Origin of the sequence: Lysinibacillus sp. YS11 (assembly GCF_002896375.1) — a bacterium.
GTDB lineage: Bacteria > Bacillota > Bacilli > Bacillales_A > Planococcaceae > Lysinibacillus > Lysinibacillus capsici.
The window spans coordinates 391,487-407,053 of record NZ_CP026007.1; the positions used below are offsets into that span (position 1 = coordinate 391,487).

The 15,567-nt window shown below is 35.1% G+C and carries 14 protein-coding genes; 9 read left to right on the forward strand and 5 right to left on the reverse strand.

The window, feature by feature from the left end; genetic code table 11:
- Nucleotides 1–90: 90 nt before the first annotated feature.
- The gene (locus LBYS11_RS01880; RefSeq protein WP_233732362.1) at nt 91–2,982 is read right to left on the reverse strand and encodes a hybrid sensor histidine kinase/response regulator; all 2,892 of its coding nucleotides are present in this window, start codon (nt 2,980–2,982) and stop codon (nt 91–93) included.
- 426 nt (nt 2,983–3,408) lie between these two features.
- Here LBYS11_RS01880 and LBYS11_RS01885 point away from each other — a divergent pair, with 426 nt between their 5' ends.
- Complete coding sequence (locus LBYS11_RS01885) at nt 3,409–4,425, forward strand: GGDEF domain-containing protein (RefSeq protein WP_103117357.1); 1,017 nt, start codon at nt 3,409–3,411, stop codon at nt 4,423–4,425.
- Nucleotides 4,426–4,469: 44 nt separating this feature from the next.
- On the opposite strand, the gene LBYS11_RS01890 is transcribed toward LBYS11_RS01885, so the two are convergent.
- Together LBYS11_RS01890 and LBYS11_RS01895 are read right to left on the reverse strand one after the other, a co-directional pair.
- Nucleotides 4,470–5,639: a response regulator gene (locus LBYS11_RS01890; RefSeq protein ID WP_048393245.1), complete on the reverse strand. Its 1,170-nt coding sequence runs from the start codon at nt 5,637–5,639 to the stop codon at nt 4,470–4,472.
- A gap of 36 nt (nt 5,640–5,675) precedes the next feature.
- Entirely contained in the window at nt 5,676–5,861 is a 186-nt protein-coding gene (locus tag LBYS11_RS01895) for a putative motility protein (RefSeq protein ID WP_004229797.1), read from the reverse strand.
- Nucleotides 5,862–6,157: 296 nt separating this feature from the next.
- Here LBYS11_RS01895 and LBYS11_RS01900 point away from each other — a divergent pair, with 296 nt between their 5' ends.
- The 5 genes from LBYS11_RS01900 to nhaC all read left to right on the forward strand — a co-directional run bounded on the left by LBYS11_RS01900 (nt 6,158) and on the right by nhaC (nt 11,019).
- A complete protein-coding gene (locus LBYS11_RS01900; RefSeq protein ID WP_103117358.1) occupies nt 6,158–6,922 on the forward strand; it encodes a 3D domain-containing protein in 765 nt (254 codons plus the stop codon).
- 161 nt (nt 6,923–7,083) lie between these two features.
- Nucleotides 7,084–7,635, forward strand: coding sequence for a superoxide dismutase family protein (locus LBYS11_RS01905; protein ID WP_054549059.1), 552 nt, complete (start codon nt 7,084–7,086; stop codon nt 7,633–7,635).
- A 200-nt stretch (nt 7,636–7,835) separates the two neighbouring features.
- Nucleotides 7,836–7,979, forward strand: coding sequence for a hypothetical protein (locus tag LBYS11_RS23175; RefSeq protein WP_167444843.1), 144 nt, complete (start codon nt 7,836–7,838; stop codon nt 7,977–7,979).
- A 205-nt stretch (nt 7,980–8,184) separates the two neighbouring features.
- Complete coding sequence (locus LBYS11_RS01910) at nt 8,185–9,294, forward strand: amidohydrolase (protein ID WP_054549062.1); 1,110 nt, start codon at nt 8,185–8,187, stop codon at nt 9,292–9,294.
- A gap of 276 nt (nt 9,295–9,570) precedes the next feature.
- The gene (gene nhaC / locus LBYS11_RS01915) at nt 9,571–11,019 is read left to right on the forward strand and encodes a Na+/H+ antiporter NhaC (protein WP_048393453.1); all 1,449 of its coding nucleotides are present in this window, start codon (nt 9,571–9,573) and stop codon (nt 11,017–11,019) included.
- 55 nt (nt 11,020–11,074) lie between these two features.
- Here nhaC and LBYS11_RS01920 read toward each other — a convergent pair whose 3' ends face one another.
- Nucleotides 11,075–12,316, reverse strand: coding sequence for a helix-turn-helix domain-containing protein (locus tag LBYS11_RS01920; protein WP_048393260.1), 1,242 nt, complete (start codon nt 12,314–12,316; stop codon nt 11,075–11,077).
- An 80-nt stretch (nt 12,317–12,396) separates the two neighbouring features.
- On the opposite strand from LBYS11_RS01920, the gene LBYS11_RS01925 reads away from it, so the two are divergent.
- Together LBYS11_RS01925 and LBYS11_RS01930 are read left to right on the forward strand one after the other, a co-directional pair.
- A complete protein-coding gene (locus LBYS11_RS01925; protein WP_103117360.1) occupies nt 12,397–13,509 on the forward strand; it encodes a mandelate racemase/muconate lactonizing enzyme family protein in 1,113 nt (370 codons plus the stop codon).
- Nucleotides 13,510–13,520: 11 nt separating this feature from the next.
- Nucleotides 13,521–14,204, forward strand: a complete 684-nt coding sequence (locus LBYS11_RS01930; protein ID WP_004229769.1) for a hypothetical protein — start codon at nt 13,521–13,523, stop codon at nt 14,202–14,204.
- Between the two features lie 63 nt (nt 14,205–14,267).
- Here LBYS11_RS01930 and LBYS11_RS01935 read toward each other — a convergent pair whose 3' ends face one another.
- The gene (locus tag LBYS11_RS01935) at nt 14,268–14,978 is read right to left on the reverse strand and encodes a Fe-S oxidoreductase (RefSeq protein ID WP_103117361.1); all 711 of its coding nucleotides are present in this window, start codon (nt 14,976–14,978) and stop codon (nt 14,268–14,270) included.
- 119 nt (nt 14,979–15,097) lie between these two features.
- Between LBYS11_RS01935 and LBYS11_RS01940 the strand changes: the two genes are divergently transcribed.
- Nucleotides 15,098–15,529: a DUF4395 domain-containing protein gene (locus tag LBYS11_RS01940; protein WP_103117362.1), complete on the forward strand. Its 432-nt coding sequence runs from the start codon at nt 15,098–15,100 to the stop codon at nt 15,527–15,529.
- Nucleotides 15,530–15,567: the final 38 nt, after the last annotated feature.

The following is a 15,567-nucleotide window of genomic DNA, read 5'->3' on the forward strand; positions in this document are numbered from 1 at the left end:
ATACTGTACCCTCATTTCGAAAAATCTATATGTAATTGGAAACTTGAGAAAAGAGTCACTACAAAAATGGCGTTGTAATGACTCCGATTTTTAATCTTTAGGTATATGGAAAGTAACATTTGTACCTTGGTTTATAGTACTTTGAATTTGTAATTGTTGGCCATAAATTCTTTTAAGTCGTAGATTTGTATTTCTTATTCCTATACCAGAGCTTGTCCCTTTGTAATCTTCTTGCAATTCCTCTAATAGAGTGGGGCTAATTCCCACACCATCATCTATTACGCTAATGGATACATAAGTTGTGAAATCTTTAATACGAATACAAACAGTACCGCCTTCTTCTTTCTTTAATATACCGTGTCGAATGGCATTTTCAACTAACGTTTGTAAAGAAATTGGAGGAATTTCAATTTGTATCGTTTCATCAATATCCCATTCAATCTGAATTAATTCTCCAAATCGCTGCTGTTTAATGTAAAGATACGAACGAACTAAATCGAGCTCATGCTGTAGTGGTACTACTCTTTGAAGATTTCTGACATCGAAGCTGGCATGTAAATATTCACCAAAGTGATGCATTAAATCGATCATTCTATCTGTATCAATAGTACTAAGCGAGGCAATGGTATTAAGTGTATTAAATAAGAAGTGTGGTTGGATTTGAGATTGCAGCCAAGCACTTTCTAAATGTAGACGTTGTTGAATACTATATTTTAAATCAATTAAAGCTCGACTTCTTACTTTTAGCTCTAATGCATTAATAGGTTTTGTTACATAATCATTAGCACCATAGGCAAAGCCTGTATAAACATCTTCAGGGTGCTTTCTTATCGTCAATAATAAGATAGGTAATTCCAGCAATGAGTATTGTTTTCGTATTTTTTGAATTACAGCATAGCCTGAAATATACGGAAGCATTGCATCAACAATTACTAAATCCCATGATTCTTGCTGAATCAGAGCTAGAGCTTTCTCACTGGTTGTAACAGTAGTAATTTCGTATTCAGAGATCGAAAATATACTTTTCATCGTTGCTAAATTCATAGGGTCATCATCAATCATTAAGATCCTGAAATGCTTATCTGACACCATGGATAACTCTTGTTCATTTGTGGATAGCTGAGTTTTAGCTTGTGCATTAAAGGTTGCGTATTCCTTATTTTGTCTACTTTCATCTGCAAGAGGTAATGTAAAATAAACATTCGATCCTTTGTTAGGAATAGATTGTATATTTAACGTACCTCCATGTAATTCAATCAGTTTTTTTGAAATAAGTAGGCCAATACCAATGCCTTCATCATATTCTTGGCCCTGTTCATAGGGCGAATACAAAAGACTTTGTACAAAATTGTCCATGCCTTGTCCAGTATCACGAATGTGGATAATAGCCATATGCTGTTCTTCACGAGCAATAATTTCTATAGAGCCTTCACCTGTATACTTTAGGGCATTATGCAAAATGTTAAATAGGATTTGAATAAGGCGATTTTCGTCGGCTAATACATTTGGGAAACTTGGAGGTACTAAAGATACCATATGTATTTGTTTACCATTTGCAATAAAGCGGAGGATATCGAAAACTCCATAAACAGCACCTTGAAGATTTACACTTTGTGTATGGAGATGTAAATCTCCTTCTTTTAAACGAGTAAAATCCAGTATGTTGTTTAACGTAAAGGACATACTTCTACCTATATCGATAAGGTGTTTAAGATTTTTTTCATCTTCAGTAACAAGTTTGTTATGTGGGTTGTCATAAATGGATTGTCCTAGGGTAATCATCCTATTCATTGGACTCCAAAGTTTTTCTGCATTACTTGTAAGGAATTCATCTTTTAAAGCATCCTCGTGTTGTAGTTTAGTCACTAAGTTTTGAATTTGCTGAGAGTTCTCATGAAAACGTTTGAACCAATAGCTAGAAAAACCAAGCATGATAAATAAATAATCGAATGGATAAACGGGAATATCGAATACGTAAACAGATTTAATGAAACCCCATATAATACCATTTGTGGTGCCGATAGCTGTTAGTGCAATAAAAGCAGAGCTCCTTTTTTGGTTTTCTAAATACTCTCTAAGAGCCAGTACCACTACGTAAAGAAAGGATACTAGATAAAGTACGAAGAAAATATTCTTCGTAGGTATCAGCCATGTCATTGGTAAAACAATCGTGAGTATTGCACTTAAAACATAACAAGCAAAAATCCATTGAAATGTTTTAGTGTTGTGATATTTGACTAAGAGGACTCTCATAAACTGAACAAAGAAAAAGGAGGCTCCTAGAAAAATAATAGAAGAAAGCTTATAGGACCATACATAATTCAGATGCAACCAATCCAGTAGGGAGCGATCAAACGTAATTAATTCATCTGCTAAAGGCAAAAGAAAACCAAATGTGAAAAGTAAAACGATAGATTTTCGATAGATGAACAAATATACAAGTATGCTAAAAAGAGAGAATATGATTAGCATAACTACAATAGTTGAAAGAGATAGCCCTACAATTAATTGATGATGCGTCATCGCTGACGCAGTGCCAAATAAAACCCTTTTATTAATAATAGGACTTGTAGGTGTATCAAAATTAGATACATGAAGTATGAGATTAATTTCAGATTGTGTATTAGTAAAATAAACAGTATAAGGTGCAGCTTGACCTTCATGGTCTTCTGCATTATCTGCTACTTTGCCTGATTTTCCTACTAGCTTTCCATTTATATATAAGGTTGATGCAGTTGAGATAGCAGGTATACGAATGGCATATCGATCATTATCTAAATTGTTTGGTAGCAGAATTTTTAACTGATAAGTGCCATAGGGTTGAGTCGTTCGCTCATTTTTTAACGCAGGAATATTTTGGGTATTATACGTATTGCTATGACTCTCTTTGTTACCCCCCTTATTTTCAGAATTCACAAATTGTCCAGGATAATAGATCCATCCTCCATCCAAGGAAATAACTTCTTCTTCCGATGTAGTCAAATTGTTTATGTGGACCACACCATCTTTGGCACTAGGTTGATGTGTAGAGGGGAGGAAATAGTTTAACCATAATAACCTTAGAAAAGTAAGGACTATAAAAATGGCAATTATAATAAGTAGATGTTGGGTAGAAGCTTTTCTCAACACAGCAATTTTTCCCTCCTAATAATCTCTATCTACCATGCCACGAAATTGGAAAAAAGAAAATATAATGGATAATAAAAGAATGCTTTAAGCCTATATAAATAGAACAATTTGGAGTTAGTAGTACTATCGATTTTTTCCTTTTAAATTGAAGGAGGAAAAAATCATTAGTGTTTAAGTTTTCTTTAAGAGGTTTGACGTATGATGATTGAATAAGTATATCAAAATTTAAACATAGATAAGATTAACGAAAAAACATCTCAATGGGAGAAATGATCTATTGTGGGTAAATTCAAGTTAAAGTTATCGTTTCTTATTATTAGTATGACAACTATTGTTGTCCTCATAACATCTAGTATTAGTATTTGGAGTAGCTATCGTAATTTCAATGAAATTTTGAAGGAACATAAAACAAATATACAAGAAACTTATGTAATGGAAGTCTCGACAATTACGGAAAGCTATTTACAAGATGCTAAGACAGATGACCATTCATTAAAGCTGTATACGCAACAAATGGTTGATACTTTACTTGATGAAAGAATAGTGTCCTTCAATTTGTTTTTTAAAAAAGTCCTAGGCCCAATCATAATAGTTATAGCGACTATAATGGGATTTGCTATTTGGTTTGCTATTAAAATTACACAGCCTCTCAAAGAGCTATCGAAAAGAATTGAAGTAGATGAAGGAGCACAAGGGATTGAGGAAATTGCTGATTGGTATGATGAGGTAAATTTATTGAAAAAGAATATTCAAAATATGATGATCTGTTCGGAAAGTAAAATCAATGACTTAACAGAGCAGTTGAACTTAGATTCATTAACAGGGATTCTTAATCGCAGAAGAATGGATCAAATTTTACACAATTTAATTATTGATAAGGTTCCTCATGCCATTATCTTAATAGATCTAGATGATTTTAAAAGTATAAATGATACATATGGTCATACTGTAGGAGATGAAGTTTTAAAAGCCTTTGCGATTACTATGCAGAGCAGTGTCGGGGAGCAGGGGTTATGCTTTAGATTTGGCGGCGAAGAATTTATGGTCATCTTACCTTCGATGAATATAGAGGATGCAGTCCAATTAGCGGAAAGTCTCCGAATCAAACAAGCTTTACAAGAAACTGTGTGTGGAAGACCTGTGACAATGTCTGCTGGAATTACGGCTTTTACACCAAATGTCCAAAGTCCCAATCAACTGATAGAAATTGCAGATCATGCTTTGTATAAGGCTAAAAAATCTGGAAGAAACTGTTTATGTGTTGTAAGTAATATGAGACAAATGATTGTTAAATAATTAAACTATATAAGCATGCTAGCACTGGACGCTAGCATGTTTTTTCATGTCCTTAGGGGTAAACGCTTGTTTTCATGCTCTTTTTCATGTGCATGTAAGACGTTTTGAAAAAGTTCTGTGGTTTCCTGAGATGGTGACACATTTAATTCTGTTAATAGAAGGCTATTAAAAGAATGGTATATTTTTATAGCTTCTGCGCGATTTCCAATTTCAGTATAATGTTGGATTAATTGTTGCACGATTTTGTCGGAATACGGATTAAACTCTAAAGCAAATAACAATGAACGCTCTCTGTTTTTAAGGTTCTGATTTTTAGAGTAATAAAGTATCAATTCATCAAGTAGTTGACTAAATTGTTTATTCATCAAATTTGCTTTACTAGTAGTCCATGCATAGTCCATTGTTGCCATAAATTCACCATGGTAATTTTGGATGAGTTCCTCAGCTCTTTCAATATTTAATCGTCCTGTTTCAGCTTTGGTATTTAAGATATCCTCCAAATCAAAGGCATCACATTGAAAATCGTTTAGTTTCAAAATATAGCAGCCATTTGCATATTCAATGACATCCGTGTAGCCATAAGATGAAAGTGTTGTACGTAAGTAGGAGACAGTAGTATGCAATTGTACTCTGGCTTTTTTTACATCCGTATCACTCCAAAGTGAATCTAAAATGTTATCACGAGGTACGGGCATATGAAGCTGTAAAAATAGAAAGGCAAACAATTCTTTGCTTTTAATTGTTCTCCAATGAATTACTTTTTCATCAAAAGAAACGACAAACTCTCCAAAGCATCTGATTTGAAGCATAGGCTTTTGATGCGTTCGAGTTTTCTCCGATGATAGATTTTTTTGGAATAGCTTTTGTATTCTGTTAATGGTTATCTCTAAACGAGATTTTGAAACTGGCTTTAATAAATAATCAAGTGATTGTACATCAAATGCCTGAACAGCATAGTCTCGATAGGCAGTTACAAAAATGATACAGATATTTTTATCCCATGTTTTTAACAGTTGTGCTACTTCTAATCCGCTCATACCTGGCATTTCAACGTCTAAAAATGCTACTTGAAAGTCTAAGGTAGGTCCTTCTTTCAATACATCCTTTGCAGTAGTAAAAGTTCGAATGACCTCTATGTTATCAAATTCATTTAAATGTTTTTTCATACTAACCAGAGCTAATGGCTCATCGTCCACGATAATTACCCGAATCACATAAGGAACCTCCTTTCGATAAATATGGCTGTATGATCAGATTGAGATATCTATTATGGATCCTTTATATGGGTGAGTAGGAGCTGTTTGTTGTTGAGGTAGTTCTTTCAGTAATTCAATTGCAGTAGTTGTGTTTAAATTAAGAGCATTTTGCATGACACTCATCTGTACTGTTTGTTGGAGTTCCATCAGCTGGGATGACATAAGTGAATTAACTTCCATTTTTATTCCCTCCTTTTCTTTTTTTATCGGCTAAATATAGCAAATATCTAATATAAAAAAGTCCTAAACAGACCTACTAAATTATAGTTTATACGCAATAAATTGATTAAATTACTAAAAAATTAATTGAAATTGTATATTTTTCCGTTTTTATAGTAATAATTCCTAATATCAGGTAGCTAGTCCTGAGTTATTAATTTGCAAACTTATGGTTGCTTACATAATAGAGCTTTTAACTCTAGTGTGCTAGCAACAGATTTGCAACAAATAATAAAATGATGGAGGTATTACTAAACATGAAGAAAAGAGCATTAGCTTTAGCGGTAGTATTGACATTTGGTGTGAGTCTCTATGCTAGTCCTTCCTTTGCTAAGGACAAATCGCCAGGCAATATACTATGGGCACTCCCGCAAATTTATAATTTAACAGTAGGTGAGTTCCAGCAATTAAATGAAAAGGATTCATTATGGTTTTACCCAGAGCAAGACTTAGTGAAAGACACGTCAAAAGCAGAAGAACCATTGGGGGATGAATATGTCATCAAAGGTGGGGATACTTTATTTTCAATAGCTCGTATTAATAATGTAACTGTAGATGATTTGAAGAAATGGAATCACCTTGCGTCAGATTTGATTTTAGCTGGTGAATCGATAGCTATTAAAGCTTCAGCTGCAAAACCAAAACCAAAAACTTCCGGGGGGATTGCAACAGCTACTAAGCCTGCTGCACCTGCCAAAACAAAACCAGCAAGTGCTCCAGCAACTGTCTCTGGTAAAACATTAACAATGCGTGCGACTGCGTATACAGCCTATTGTGAAGGCTGTTCAGGAATTACAGCAAATGGAACAGATATAAGGTCGAATCCTAATTTAAAGGTAATCGCTGTAGATCCACGGGTTATTCCACTCGGTACGAAGGTTTGGGTGGAAGGTTATGGTGAAGCAATCGCTGCTGATACAGGGGGAGCTATTAAAGGAAATAAAATCGATGTATTTATTCCTACTGAAGGACAAGCACTTCAGTGGGGTGTCAAAACAGTAACGGTAAAAATCTTAAATTAATTATGAAAGGGGTTTCTCGAACTTTGGGAAATCCCTTTTATTTTGGTTGAGTTTCCTATTCAGGCTCAAATGATATAGGAGCCATTATAGAATCGTAAATGATTAATTGTGCATAAGTACTGAAGAAATTGGAAATCATCAGAAAGAGAGGAGGTATTTTTATGAAAAAAATAAGCTTAATGAGTCTTTCTTTACTAATTTTTGTTGCGGGTTGCAGTTTTTTTGATAAGAAAGAGGAGAAAGTAGCTGTCAATGCATCTACCCCTTTAACAGCTACTGCAAAAGTAATTGGTGCAAATAATGAAAGCTATGGCAATGCATATCTTCAAGAGGAAGATAATGGGGTTATGATGACGCTCGCATTAACAGGCTTACCACCAGGCACACATGGTATCCATATTCATGAAGTAGGAAAGTGTGAACCACCTAAATTTGAATCAGCTGGTGCCCACTTTAATCCAACAAACAAGGAACATGGTAAATTAAATCCTAATGGTTATCATTTAGGGGACTTACCAAATTTGGAAATTGGTGAAGATGGCAATGTGGATCTTAATTTTTTAGCTGAGGGGTTAACTTTACAAAAAGATCAACCAAATTCGCTATTAGATAGTGATGGAAGTGCTATTGTCATTCATGAATCAGCGGATGATTATAAAACAGATCCTGCTGGTAATTCAGGAGCTAGAATAGCCTGTGGAGCCATTCAATAGAATGAAAAGTGAGACTGTATCTGAATGTCAAAAGATGCAGTTTTTATTTTGTAAATAAATAGAAAAAATACGATAGTTCAATCTAAAAATGAGATAGGTTTTATAGTTATAATGCATAATGTATATAATTTATTGCAATTTACTAAAAATCTATTGTATAATCCTTTTATCAGAAAATTCAATTAATAAGGAGTGGTACAATGGGGAAGTTGTTAAATTCAAAGTTTGAAACGTATTTAATGGATCAAGAATTCGATTTACGTGAAGAAGAAGAGAAAAATGAGGAGCAAATGGTGAATATACAGTATGAAGAGTATCCAGAAGGGTTTTTTACAAGTTTATAATGAAAATTTGATGGGCTATGTTGAAAGTATACTAACTTTTAGCATAGCCCATTGTATATTATACCTCTATTGATAAATGGCTTTTCCAGTGCATATGAATGTAATATATGATTAAAATAAGTGTATTAGGTCTGATGACATATGTACTTTTCTGAAAAAGATTCATGTATAATGGGAAACAAAAATGCGTATAGAGGGTGTAGTTATGTCGAAAGCTTTAACAGTAGAAGAAACGATTTATCAATGGTTTGATCATTTTCATCAATATCCCGAAGTAAGTTGGAAAGAGTTTGAGACTACTAAAAAAATTGCTTCCATACTGGATGAATTGCATGTTAGTTATCGTTTATTAGGTGATATACCAGGATTAATAGCTGAAATTGGGACTGGTAATGAAATTGTTGCAGTACGTGCTGATATTGATGCCTTATGGCAGGAAGTTGATGGGAAGTGGCAAGCAAATCATTCGTGTGGACATGATGCGAATATCTCCATGGTTCTTGGTGCATTATTACTACTGAAAGATCGCACCTTACAACATCGTATTCGTTTCATCTTCCAACCTGCTGAAGAACTAGGAAATGGCGCATGTGCAACGTTTGATAGAGGCGCGGTTGATGGAGTATCACATTTATTTGGTGTTCATTTAAGACCAATAGAAGAATTACCACTTGGCAAAGTTTCGCCTGCGATTCATCATGGCGCTGCTTATTTTTTAGAGGGATCTATTCAAGGAATAGATGCACATGGTGCTAGACCACATCAAGGTAAAAATGCCATTGATGTTATTATGGCCGTGCAACAAATGCTACACAGCATTCATTTATCACCATTTGAACCACATTCTGCTAAGTTAACAAAAATCATTGCGGATGGTGGTAGTACAAATATTATTCCAGGTAATGCTAGTTTCTCAATGGATGTTCGCGCACAGCATAATCAACAACTTGAATTGCTGCGCAGTAAAATTGAATCTGGTCTGAAATCAATACAGCAACAATTTGAAATTGATATGAGTTGGAAGTGGATAGATTTCACACCAGGTGCTGAAGTTTCCCCAACTGCTGCGAACATGGCAAAGAATGCCATCATTGAGGCTTTGGGAGAAGGGCATTTAGCAGATGAAATAACTACACCAGGTAGTGACGATTTCCATTTCTATACAGTTAAAAAGCCGGAATTAAAAGCGGCAATGATTGGAATTGGTGCAAATTTAACACCAGGATTACACCACCCTAAAATGACATTTGATCGTAGTGCCTTAATTGATGCTGCGAAAGTACTTGCATGTGTATTAGAAAAAAAGCCTGAATAAAAAAATATTAAAAGCTATATGAAAAAATGTAACTTTTTTCATATAGCTTTTTTGCATGAACATTTTTAATGATGCATGGATATTCAAGGGTTTGCATTGTTTTTTATTGCTACTTGAAAGCGTTTTATTACGCTAAAATAAAGGGATTTGCTAGGGAAGCATAAATTTTTTGCGTTGACTTTTAATTTTTTGAATATTAAGCTAAAAAACGTAAAAAATTATTTGCGTCTTGAAAAAACCGAAAAGGGATTTGGTGCAAAAAAAGGGGATGGAAAAATGAAAAAGGATATTAATGCGGGCTGGGCACTACTAACTTTTGCAATTATGATTATTACTATGTTGATTACAGTAGTTGTTTTAGAGCAAAGTCCTCACGTACCTCTTCTTGTTGGCACAACTGTAGCAGCAATTGTTGCCAAAATGCATGGATATAAATGGGCAGAAATTGAAGAGATGATGTATAAAGGGATACGTCTGGCATTACCTGCCATTGTTATTATTATTTTAGTAGGTTTGACAATTGGGGCATGGATTGGCGGCGGTGTCGTAGCAACAATGATTTTCTACGGTCTAAAGTTAATTTCTCCAGCGTGGTTCCTTGTGACAATCATGTTGTTATGTTCAATTGTGTCATTAGCTATTGGTAGTTCATGGTCTACAATGGCTACAATTGGTGTCGCGGGTATGGGTATTGGTTTAAGTATGGGTATTCCAGCGGCTATGATTGCTGGTGCTGTTATTTCGGGTTCATACTTTGGAGATAAGATGTCACCATTATCAGATACAACAAATCTAGCAGCAGGATTAACTGGTACAGATCTGTTTGCACATATTAAGCATATGCTTTATACAACGATTCCAGCGTTGATTATTTCACTTGTTGTTTTTGGATTCATGGGTAGAAAATTTGCAGAAGTTTCAATGCAATCTGAAGAAATATTAACAACTTTAAAAGTGATGGAAGAAAGCTTCGTTATTTCTCCTTTACTATTACTTGTTCCTGTGGGGGTTATTGTATTAGTAGCTAAGAAAGTACCAGCAATTCCAGCTTTAATTATAGGGATTGTTTCAGGTTTCTTACTACAGATTTTTGTACAAGGTGGTTCAGCTGCAAGTGCTGTACAAGCATTACAGGCAGGCTTTGAAATCTCAACAGGTAATCACATGGTGGATGATTTATTTAACCGTGGTGGTCTAGACTCGATGATGAATACGGTTTCAATGACGATTGTAGCGATGACATTTGGTGGTATTTTAGAGTATTCAGGAATGTTAAAGGCATTGATGAATGTAATTGTGAAGTTTGCTAAATCTACTGGAAGTCTTATTGCTTCAACGATTGCAGCTTGTGTAACAACCAACGCAACATGTTCTGAGCAATATATCTCAATTGTTGTTCCTTCACGTATGTTTGCGGGTGTCTATCAACAACGTGGTTTACATTCTAAAAACCTCTCTCGTGCATTAGAGGATGGGGGAACATTAACATCTGTTTTCTTCCCTTGGAATACTTGTGGTGTGTTTATTTTAGCTACTTTAGGTGTAAGTGCAATGGAATATGCACCATATGCAATTCTTAACTTTACTGTACCGATTATTTCTATTATCTATGGATATATTGGATTTGCTATTGTTAAATTAACGCCAGAAGAAATAGCAGAAGCTGAGAAGCGTAAAAAGGCGCAAGAAGCTGAAAATACGGATAATTTGGTAATGGTTGACTAAAATAAAAATTCTCGTAGATTCATGTGTATCTACGAGAATTCTTTTATGAGGCAGTTTAGTAAGTTGCAAAATTCAATTGATAAATTTTACGAGGACGTCCTTGTTGATGGGTCATTTCTTCACCAACAATATTTACATAGCCATTATCAACTAATTTTTTAATAATACGCTCTGTAGTACGTCGTGTTACTTGGAGGTATTCAGAAAGATTTTGAGATGTAAATTGAGCTGACTGTCGTTCGTTACTGAAATTGATTATTTTAGAAATATTTAATGGACTTAAACTTGTAAGCTTAGCCATTTGTAAAACATAAGGATCATCGGTTTTTAAAGAAATTTTACCTTCTGTATTAGGGAAAGGCCCTAATAAGTTTTTATGTTCATCAAGAATATAAATCTCAAAAGGTTTAGTAAACGTTAAAGCATGCTGAGCATTTTGTGTGGCCTCCAAAATGGAATAGCCATAGCCAAATGCTAGCTTAAAAGGTTGTTCAACTTGCTGTATGAGCTGCTCTAAGTTTTCCTTTTCGAGAGCATTTTGAAGATGTCCAGCAGTTGTGTATAGCTCAAAGGAATGCGTTGAAATTTGCTTAAAAGTTGAAAAGGTAGCTTTCGCAATTTGACTTAAAACAGTTGATTCAATGGAAGTATTTTTAGGGATTTCTAAGAGACCCACTACAGCCTTGAAAGCTTCTGACTTGGTTAATAGTGATTTTGATTTTGTTTCTTCAAGGCATTGAATAATAGATTTGGTAGCATCTAACATACGCATTGACGGTATTTGAAGTGCTTGTAATTCATCAAATACACTATGAATACTGGTAATGACAAAATCAATACTTTTTGAATTCCACAGGGCGATATGGCGTTTTAAAATATTCTCAGTTGGCTCAGTAATCGAAATATGCTGAACATGTGGCTTTTGACCATGAAATTCTATTTCTGCTAAAACATTATCAACGAATGCAGGATTCATTACATCAATGGATATCCTGTCGATAGCTACAGCATGTTTGGCTACTAATGATAATAATGTTGTAGAAATGGTTGTTTCATCTTGCTTAATATAATTCCAAGGTATTGGAACTTCTGAAAGTAATGATTGAGTGTGTAGATAAGGTAACGTTCCTCCGAATAATATTGCATCACATGGTTTTATTTGCTTCATTAAAGTAGGTGCTTCAGAGGGGTGGCTGTAAAGATAAAATTCTAATTGAATATCGGTTATGTTTTGTGCGATACTAATAATACGTTTCATAAATGCTTTTGAACATATAATCGCTATTTTGGTAGACATGGACATCACTCCTTTTCTATTTTTTTAAACATTTAGCGACGTATTAGCGACAACTTTAACGACAGAGGAGACTGATTACGATGAAAATTAAACAAGTAGAAATTTTTGCTATACATTTACCGCTAATTGATCCATTCATCATTAGTTATGCTACATATGATACAATGCCTTCCATTATTTTAAAAGTAACTACCGATACAGGTATGGTAGGGTATGGTGAAGCTGTTCCTGATGAACATGTAACAGGTGAATCATGGGAAAGTACATATGCTGTACTAAAACATCAGCTTGTCCCAGCTATTATTGGGGAAAGTCCAATGGCCTTTGAAAAACTACACGATAAAATGAATAAAGTTGTGAAAGATGTACCAGCAGCAAAAGCAGCGATCGATATTGCTTGCTTCGATATTGCTGGAAAAGCCTTAGGTGTGCCTGTATACCAACTTTTAGGTGGACGTTATCATGAAAAATTCCCAATCACACATGTACTAAGCATTGGAACACCTGAAGCAATGGCAGAAGAGGCAGCTAATCGAGTAGAAATGGGCTATCGCTCTTTTAAAATGAAGGTAGGTACAGAGGTACTTCGTGATGTAGCCCGTATAAAAGCGGTACGTGAGCGAGTAGGCGAAGACATTGCTATTCGAGTGGATGTAAATCAAGGTTGGGGTAATGCAGCCACTACTTTACAAGGTTTACGTGCTATGAAAGATTTAAATATCGATTGGCTAGAGCAACCTGTCGATAGCGAAGACATTGATGGAATGGTAGAAATTAAATCAAAGTCTGATGTAACATTAATGATTGATGAAGGACTACGAGGCGTACGTGAAATGCGTGAAATTATAGCCAAGCGTGCAGCAGATAAAGTAAATATTAAATTAATGAAGTGTGGTGGCATCTATCCTGCTATGAAGCTTGCTGTTATGGCGGAAATGGCAGGAATTGAATGTCAAGTTGGTTCCATGGTAGAGTCGTCAGTTGGTTCTGCTGCAGGCTTCCATGTAGCATTTTCTAAGAAGATAATGACGAGTGTAGAACTAACGGGTCCATTAAAATTCTCAAAGGATGTTGGGAACTTACATTATGATGTGCCATTTATTTACTTAAATGAGAAACCCGGATTAGGGGTAGATGTAGATGAAGCTGTAATCCAGGAATTATGTAAGTTTTCAACTGTTGTCACAGCCTAAGGAGGCGTAATATGGAAATTATCTATGATGGTATGCTTGGTGAGACACCGTTTTTTGTTATAAAATTAACACTCCAACATTTACAACAAATTGAAGAGCTACAAGTTGAGGTTTATGAAGCTTTAGCAGACCAAAGTATCCTACAACCCTTAAGCACAGAGGAATTTGAGTATATTTTAAATGGTCATGGAATGATGATAGGGGCTTATGTAGGGGAAGAATTAATCGCCTTTCGTGCACTGTTAAACCCGCCAATTGATGAAGAACACCTTGGCTATGATTGTGGGATTGCAGAAAACGAATTTCAACGTGTTTTATATCAGGAAATATCGAATGTTTCACCAAAATATCGAGGTTACGGATTACAGAAGACATTAGCTACAGTAGTGATGGAAAATATCGATTTAGAAAAATACGATTATGTTTGCTCCACTGTAAAGCCATATAATATTCCGAGCTTAAAGGATAAATTCTCGCAAGACCTCGTTATTAAAGGATTAAAAATTAAATATGTAGATAAGCTTCGTTATATTTTTTATAAAGACTTACGACAAGAGATGTCCCCGAACTTTACTGAAAAACAAGTGATATCGATGGGAGACACAACTGCGCAACAGCAACTTTTAAAACAAGGTTTCCTTGGCACGTCTATGTTTGAAGAAAACAACGATTGGTTTGTAGTATACGAAAAATAAAGCACAAAGCCTTACCTTTCACATGAATTTGTGGAGGGTAAGGCTTTTTTTTAAAAGGCTCTATTATTTTTTCATTGGGCAAAAACCACAAGCCATTAAACCAGGGATATCTTTAGAAAAACAGCATGATTTTCTTACAGGAACGTTGACTAAATTAGTCGGGCTAAGACCACCTGTATATTGTGCCCACCAAGATTTATTGGAGAAGCGTGCCCATGTTTTTGGGTCCTCTAAAGCCTCAACATCCTCCATGGCTTGATCGGCTAAGCCAGGATTAGATAATAATATATGATAATGCCATAGCAAATAGCCGAAGAAATTTTCCCAAATGGTAAGGGGGGAGATGGAGGTTACTTTACGAAGCTGTTGGACAATGACATGGCCATCGTAAAGAATTTTCTCAATAACAGCTTGGCGTTCATCTTCATCAACGTAGCGCCAATCATTTGGATTGGCAAACATGGCAACAGTAAAGCTATTAAATTCCTTTGCAGCATCAAAACGCAATTCAAGTGGCTTACCATCCCATACTTCGTCATAAGCGGCAAGCATATAAAATTGCATAGCAAAAAACATCCCATAACGGCGTGCAAAGTGAGAAATAGCTGCTGTTTCTGTTGCTGCATCTGTTATACCCATCATAAGGTTTAAAAAATCAGGATGGTAAAAGTCTTTATGTATATCAGCTAAAGTAAATAAAGTCCGCTTAGGTTCAGTTGTATAAATACTGTACGAGTTTAATTGTTGAACTTGATCCATTGTTAAAGCTGGCATAGTTATCCTCTTTTCCTTTGAACATCTGTTAACTTCATTATAAAGTAATCATTTTTGCTTCACAAATGGAATATCATGTAGTAAAATACATTAAACATATCAGAAAGGTGGGTTTTAGGGTGTCGCAACTTCTTACAATTCCAAGACCACTTGTTAGACTGAACCAGTGGACTATTCTTCTGAGTGTCATTTTATCATGGTTAACAGGAATTACCTGGATATTAGTAATTCCACTAGCTGCAAATTTACTAGGTATTTTATGCAACTTTAACCCGATACTTCGTGTAGGGAAGCTCTTTTTAACAAAGGCTCCATCTACATATATACCAGAGGATGCTCAGCAGCAAAAATTTAATTCAAGTATTGCTAGCCTTTGTTTAGCAGCTGGTTTATTAGGTTATCTGTTACATTGGCAGGTTGTTGGTCATATCTTTACTGGCCTGGTTGCAATTGCATCGGCCATCGCAATAGCAGGCTTTTGTATAGGCTGTTTTTTACATTTTCAGTTGAAGCAATGGCAGTACCGACGCTCATTAAAAAAATCTTTTTGAAAAAGTAAAAAAATTATAAGATTATGATTGACATTTTA

Coding starts and splice junctions, on each gene's coding strand:
- LBYS11_RS01910 (WP_054549062.1), top strand. CDS start 8,185: ATGTCGAAAGCTTTAACAGTAGAAGAAACGATTTATCAATGGTTTGAT.
- LBYS11_RS01905 (WP_054549059.1), top strand. CDS start 7,084: ATGAAAAAAATAAGCTTAATGAGTCTTTCTTTACTAATTTTTGTTGCG.
- LBYS11_RS01925 (WP_103117360.1), top strand. CDS start 12,397: ATGAAAATTAAACAAGTAGAAATTTTTGCTATACATTTACCGCTAATT.
- LBYS11_RS23175 (WP_167444843.1), top strand. CDS start 7,836: ATGGGGAAGTTGTTAAATTCAAAGTTTGAAACGTATTTAATGGATCAA.
- LBYS11_RS01895 (WP_004229797.1), bottom strand. CDS start 5,861: ATGGAAGTTAATTCACTTATGTCATCCCAGCTGATGGAACTCCAACAA.
- nhaC (WP_048393453.1), top strand. CDS start 9,571: ATGAAAAAGGATATTAATGCGGGCTGGGCACTACTAACTTTTGCAATT.
- LBYS11_RS01930 (WP_004229769.1), top strand. CDS start 13,521: ATGGAAATTATCTATGATGGTATGCTTGGTGAGACACCGTTTTTTGTT.
- LBYS11_RS01920 (WP_048393260.1), bottom strand. CDS start 12,316: ATGTCTACCAAAATAGCGATTATATGTTCAAAAGCATTTATGAAACGT.
- LBYS11_RS01935 (WP_103117361.1), bottom strand. CDS start 14,978: ATGCCAGCTTTAACAATGGATCAAGTTCAACAATTAAACTCGTACAGT.
- LBYS11_RS01900 (WP_103117358.1), top strand. CDS start 6,158: ATGAAGAAAAGAGCATTAGCTTTAGCGGTAGTATTGACATTTGGTGTG.